Source organism: Brevundimonas sp. (assembly GCF_032107865.1).
Classification (GTDB): domain Bacteria; phylum Pseudomonadota; class Alphaproteobacteria; order Caulobacterales; family Caulobacteraceae; genus Brevundimonas.
This window is the reverse complement of sequence record NZ_DAMCNG010000177.1, coordinates 1-5,518: the sequence shown is the minus strand read 5'-3', so window position 1 is coordinate 5,518 and position 5,518 is coordinate 1. Positions and strand designations below refer to the sequence as shown.

Annotated in this window: 7 protein-coding genes and 1 pseudogene; 7 read left to right on the top strand and 1 reads right to left on the bottom strand. The window is 66.8% G+C overall.

Translation table 11 applies throughout. The annotated features are described in order from the left end of the window. Positions 1-276: 276 nt before the first annotated feature. From RT567_RS13005 to RT567_RS12990, 4 genes are all read left to right on the top strand, one after another. Positions 277-747 (top strand): translation initiation factor IF-2, encoded by a 471-nt coding sequence (locus RT567_RS13005; RefSeq protein WP_313576733.1) that lies wholly within the window; start codon positions 277-279, stop codon positions 745-747. Positions 748-843: 96 nt separating this feature from the next. After that, positions 844-1,377 (top strand): hypothetical protein, encoded by a 534-nt coding sequence (locus tag RT567_RS13000; RefSeq protein ID WP_313576732.1) that lies wholly within the window; start codon positions 844-846, stop codon positions 1,375-1,377. 61 nt (positions 1,378-1,438) lie between these two features. Further along, a complete protein-coding gene (locus RT567_RS12995) occupies positions 1,439-2,071 on the top strand; it encodes a LysE family translocator (protein ID WP_313576731.1) in 633 nt (210 codons plus the stop codon). A gap of 88 nt (positions 2,072-2,159) precedes the next feature. Further along, a complete protein-coding gene (locus tag RT567_RS12990) occupies positions 2,160-2,711 on the top strand; it encodes a CC0125/CC1285 family lipoprotein (RefSeq protein WP_313576730.1) in 552 nt (183 codons plus the stop codon). Between the two features lie 110 nt (positions 2,712-2,821). Here RT567_RS12990 and RT567_RS12985 read toward each other — a convergent pair whose 3' ends face one another. After that, the gene (locus RT567_RS12985; protein ID WP_087141461.1) at positions 2,822-3,562 is read right to left on the bottom strand and encodes a DUF6065 family protein; all 741 of its coding nucleotides are present in this window, start codon (positions 3,560-3,562) and stop codon (positions 2,822-2,824) included. A gap of 178 nt (positions 3,563-3,740) precedes the next feature. On the opposite strand from RT567_RS12985, the gene RT567_RS12980 reads away from it, so the two are divergent. From RT567_RS12980 to RT567_RS12970, 3 genes and pseudogenes are all read left to right on the top strand, one after another. Next, positions 3,741-4,208: a prolyl-tRNA synthetase associated domain-containing protein gene (locus tag RT567_RS12980; RefSeq protein WP_313576734.1), complete on the top strand. Its 468-nt coding sequence runs from the start codon at positions 3,741-3,743 to the stop codon at positions 4,206-4,208. 70 nt (positions 4,209-4,278) lie between these two features. Then, positions 4,279-5,154, top strand: coding sequence for a hypothetical protein (locus RT567_RS12975; RefSeq protein ID WP_313576729.1), 876 nt, complete (start codon positions 4,279-4,281; stop codon positions 5,152-5,154). A 184-nt stretch (positions 5,155-5,338) separates the two neighbouring features. After that, positions 5,339-5,518, top strand: a pseudogene (locus RT567_RS12970) (hypothetical protein); the annotation flags it as partial.

The window sequence follows — 5,518 nt, the reverse complement described above, 5'->3', positions numbered from 1 at the left end:
CACCCCGGTCGCCGGGCGTCCGTCGCAGTCGCCTTCGACGGCGTAGCTCCGCGCCCCCGCCTGAGCGCGAGCGTCGCCCGGCGTCAGACCGACCGTCAGCGTCAGAGCCGAGGCGAAGACGACGGAGAAGGCGGAGGCGGCGCGCAGGATCGTTTTCATTCCCACATGCTGACGCTTGCGCTCGCCCGGTGGCAAGGCCAACTTGCGCCTATCTCCGGTCGATCGTCCGGCGTATCCCTATTGACGGCTTCGGCCGTCGCCAGCCGGAGTTCTCCGTTGAACCGTCTTTCCCTCGCCGCCGCTGCGGCGCTGACCCTGTTCGCCGCCCCCGCCTTCGCCGCCGTCCAGGATCCGCCGCCGCCCGCCCCGATGATCACCGCCGAGCCCGCTCCCTCGCCCGAGGAAGCCGCCTTCCAGATCAAGGGCGACGCCTTCCAGGTCGAGGCCGAGCGCATGGGCGCCGAGCTTGAGACGATCATGGACGACGCCAGCCTGGACGCCGCGACCAAGAAGACGCGCACCGACGCGGTCCTGAACCAGTACGAGCCCAAGTTCGCGGCCTTTGCCGACGAATACGGCGCCTTCCTGCGCGTGATGGCCGAAAAGCCCGAGAACGCCGACAAGAAGGCCGAAATCCTGGCGGCGGCTGACGGCGCCTCGGCTCAGCTGCGCAGCGTGCCCGCCCAGATTCGCACCGCCATCGAAGGCGCCCTGGCCGCCCCGCCGGCGCCGCCCGCCGTCAACTAAGACGCCTGAGCGCGAGATCGCGCCTTACCGCGATTTCACTTGAGCCGATCCCTCCTTCGGCGGACCCTGACCAGCGTCCGCCGAAGGAGCTTCGTCATGACCCGCGCCCTCCCCCTCGCCTCGCTCTCCTTGGCCGCCGCCCTGGCCCTGCTGCCGGTCTCGGTCGCCATGGCCGAAGAGCAGAAAACCCCCGCCGATACCCGTCTGGAAGCCGCCGCCGCCGTCTTCGAGGCGAAGATGGAGGAGTTCGGCGCGCGCGCCGAGCGCATCCAGGCCGATCCCAGCCTGACCGAAACGCAGAAGAGCCTGCGCGTCGTCGCCCTGTGGTCCGATTATCAACCCCACGTCGTCGACTTCACCGCCGAGGCCACGCGCCAGGCCGGTCAGATCGCCGAGGCGGCCCTGGCCGAAGTCGACGTCGAGGCCATCATCCGCGAAGCCATGGCCGAGGTCGAACCCGTGGTTCACGGCCTGACGACCAACGGGGCCTGGGCCCAGATCGACCCCGAACAGATGGTCACCTACGGCCTGGTGGCTCAGTACGGCTTCGACCTGGCCCTGGACGCGCTGGAGAAGACCGCCCTGGCGGCGCCGCTGGACTCCGACGGCCCGGTCCCCTGCCCCGCCTGAACAGAACGGCCTGACCCAAGACCCGGCTTGACCTGAGCCCGCTTGCGCCCGAAAGGGCCTTATGGCCGCGCTTCCTGTCGATCCGCATCTGTACCTGGCTTTTCTCGGCGTCATGGCCGTGATGGCGGTGACGCCCGGCCCGGCCAACATCTTCGCCGTCGCCACCGGCATGGAGAAGGGCAAGGCCGCCGCCCTGACCGCCGTCCTGGGTATGAACACCGCCACCCTGGTGTGGTTCGGGGCCGCCGCCCTGGGCCTGGGCGCGCTGGTGATCGCCTTCCCCCAGGTCTTCCGCATCGTCGCCGTCCTGGGCGCCCTCTATGTCGCCTGGCTGGGGATCAAGGCCCTGCGCGGGGCCTTCGCCACCGCCGCCGAGCCTTCGCACATCGAGGTCAAGCGCGGACGCAGCGCCCTGGTCGACGGCTTCATGGTCCAGATCGCCAACCCCAAGGCCATCCTCTTCTTCACCGCCGTCCTGCCGCCCTTCCTCGACATCAACCGCCCGCTGGCGCCGCAGCTGGCCCTGTTCGCCGTGACCACCGTCGGCATGGACGGCCTGTCGATGTGCGCCTACGGCCTGGGCGGAGCCGCCCTGGCGCGACAGATGACCGCGCCGCGTTTCCGCAAGGGTTTCGGCATTGTGGTCGGATGCCTTCTGCTCCTCGCCGCCGTCCTGATCGTCTCGCGTCTGTGATGGGTGCGGGATGAGCGGCTTGGAACTTGACCATTCACCCCCCGTTCAGACCGACGGGCGTTCAATGAGCGCTCAAGGAGAGTTTTCCATGATGAAGTTTCGCAAAACCCCGGTGCTGATCGCCCTGGCGGGCGCGCTCGCCCTGGGCGCCTGCGCGACGGCCACCCCCTATCAGCCGGCCGGCTCGAAGGGTCAGGGCGGCTATGCCGAGCAGCGCCTGGAGTCCAACCGCTACGCCGTCAGCTTCTCGGGCAACTCGGTCACCTCACGCGATCAGGTCGAGATGTCGCTGCTGCTGCGTTCGGCCGAACTGACGGTCGAGAACGGCTACGACTGGTTCGCCACCGTCACCCGCGCCACCGACCGCGACACCCGGTTCTACACGACGCCGGATCCCTTCTACTACGACCGCTACGGCCCCTACTGGGGTCCGCAATGGCGCTTCTACCAGCGCGGCTACTGGAGCACCTGGGATCCCTACTGGGGCCGGGAGCGCGATATCCGCCAGGTCGATCGCTATGAGGCTACGGCCGAGATCGTCATGGGCCGCGGGCCTAAGCCCGCCGGCGACCCCAACGCCTTCGACGCCCGCGAGGTCATCAACAACCTCGGCCCGCGCGTGATGCGTCCGGCTTCTTAAGCGGGCCGCTAACGCTCGCGACGCGGTCGCTCGCTGCTTGAGCGGCGCTAGACATGACAACGCCCGCTTCCGACGACGGAGGCGGGCGTTGCTGCGTCAGGCGCTTGGCCTCAGCCGATGCGCGGGTTCTTCAGGCGGCGCTTGTTCGCGTGGGTGGCGGGCGCCGTGCCCAGGGCCTCGGGCACCTCGCCCTTGAAGTAGAAGCGCTGCCACGCCTCCTTGGCCGCGTCGGGATCGCCCGAGGCCAGGCGGGTGTTGAAGTCGGTGCGCGAACGGTTCCAGGCCTCGAACTGCCCCTTCATGCCGGGGTTGGACTCCAGCGAACGGATCACCGGCTCGAACTGCTCCACCTTGCGGTGCTCGACCGGCAGGATGAAGCAGAAGGGCTCGCCCTTCTCGAACTTGATCCGGCCCGGCCGCGTGAAGATCCAGTTCATGGTGAAGGGGAACGGCAGCCAGTCCGTCTCGATCAGGCCGCTCAGCGGCTGGATGCCGTCCTTGACGTGGTTGGGCGAGCCCTGGGCGATCAGCCCCCAGCCCGGCGGCGTGCGGAACAGATACTGCGGATGCATGGTCAGCACCCCGCGCGAGAAGTGCGAGGTGACGAAGTGGTCCAGCTCCGGCTGCGGCCGGTCCGGCGTGATCTTGATGTCGGTCTGCGACGGCCCGCCGTTCCACTCGGCCGTGAAGCCAAACGGGCACAGGATCTCCCACCCCGTGGTGTTGGCCATGGTCAGCGGCAGACAGCGGTAGGGGTGACGGCTGGCGAAGGCGTCCATCCAGTTGCGCGACTGGCGGCCCGGCACGAGATCGCACGGCCGAGCGTTCATCGGATAGCATTCCAGTTCCAAGACGCGGCTCCCAAACTTGACGAACAGGGGGGTGATGACGAGGGTCGTTTCTCCCTATCGCCCCCGCCGCCCGCCCGACAAGACCGAGATGACCGCCATCGCCGCCAACCAGGCCTCCGCCGCCCTGACTTCGTCCGTCCCCGAGCCCGCGTACGACCGCGCCCGCCTGCTGGCCTGGATGGCCGAGCACGGGATCGAACAGACCACCCACGACCACCCCGCGGTCTTCCGCGTCGAGGAGGGTCTGGACCTCAAGGCCGACCTGCCGGGCCTGCACACCAAAAACCTGTTCCTCAAGGACAAGAAGGGCCGACTGTGGCTGATCTCGGCGGCCCAGGACACGGTCATCGACCTGAAGCGCGCCCACCGGGCGATGGGCTCGGACCGCCTGTCCTTCGGCAATGAGGCGCTGTTGTGGGAGACGCTGGGCGTGCGCCCCGGCTCGGTCACGGCCCTGGGCCTGATCAACGATGCGGACCGCCGTGTGACCTTCGTCCTGGACCGCCGCCTGTGGGAGACGGCCGTCGTCAACTTCCACCCCCTGGCCAATACGGCGACCACCGCCCTGAGCCAGGACAGCTTCCGCCGCGTGCTGGCCTTGCTGGACCGCGACCCGATCGTGGTGGACTTCGACGCGCTAGACTGAACAGCGGCTTCGCAGGCTGTAGGCTATGTCTGGAATCGACCCTTAGCGGACATTGCCATTCTAGAAACCGATGTTCATTGTCTGCGAGATGAACTGGATTGGGATCGTCGTCGGAATTGCTGCCTCGCTGACAGCAGGCCCTTTGTTCGCTTTGTCGCTTCAGCCCGACAGAGTGGTGGGAGACCAGCACGAAATCATCGTGTCCTACGAAACGTCACAGCAGGGCAGTGACGGGTCTTCAGGTAGCTCAAGCGGACGGGATGCCACCCTAGAGCGCGTGGTCTCTGTCAGCGATCTCGGAACCGAGCTTGAGTTCGATCTTCCGAAGGATGCGACGGCTGAGGAAAGAGCGCGCGTCTGGCAATACCCGGCGCGGGTTCTCCAAACATCGACCGGCATCATGCAGTTGTTGAACCGCTCGGAGCTTGAGGGGCGAGTTGACAAATGGCTCGCGTCGGCGGGCCTAACGCGGGAAATGTGCGGGCGGTGGATATTCACGTGGAATGCGTTTCGCATCGAATGCGATCCAAACTCCGTCATAGCCGACCTTGAAGCCATCAACCTGCTTGCGGTCGATCTCCACGAGGGAGCCATATACCGACATCCCGAAGCTCTCGGTTCGGCTCCTTTGTTCCGCACAAGCGATAGGGCTGGCGGCTCGAAATACTCCGTGAAGCTAGATGTCGATGTCGATACCGTCCGTCGATATCGCGCCGAAGGTGACGTAGCTGTCGGGGAAATATTGCAGCAGCCCGTGACATTGGAAAATGCGCTTCAGAAGCGCTCGGAAGAAACGGTCACCGGAACAGTCGAGATCACCTTCGATGTTGACGCCAAGGGGAACCCTACTCGACGGACGGTCGTGACAACATTGGAAACGGTAAAGCCTGACGGCGTTCGGGAGACGGATCGTCGAACCGTGACGGTGGAGCGGCGACCGCTGTAGAGTCTGCTACCCCCATGCCCTGAGCGTCCGCTCCCCACCCTCAGCAGACCCCAAACGCTTCCGCCTGTGAACCGCCCGCCCAGGAAAGTCCCGTTTCCCGGAATCGCCCTGTCTAAGAGGCGCGCCAAGGCGTAATATCGCCGTTTTCGATTTCATCGCGTCAGGCCCTGGAAGGGGACGGTGCATGAGACTGTTCTGGAAAGCCTTCGCCGTGGGCGGAGCCGGTCTGGTGCTGGCGGGGTCGATGACCGCCCTGCCGTCGTCCGACGCCGGCGTCCCGCTGCGTCTTGAACGCCTGTTCGGCGGCGTCTGCGGACCGGGTCCAGGCGGCGGTGCCCTGGCCCGCAGCCTGCTGATCGCCTCG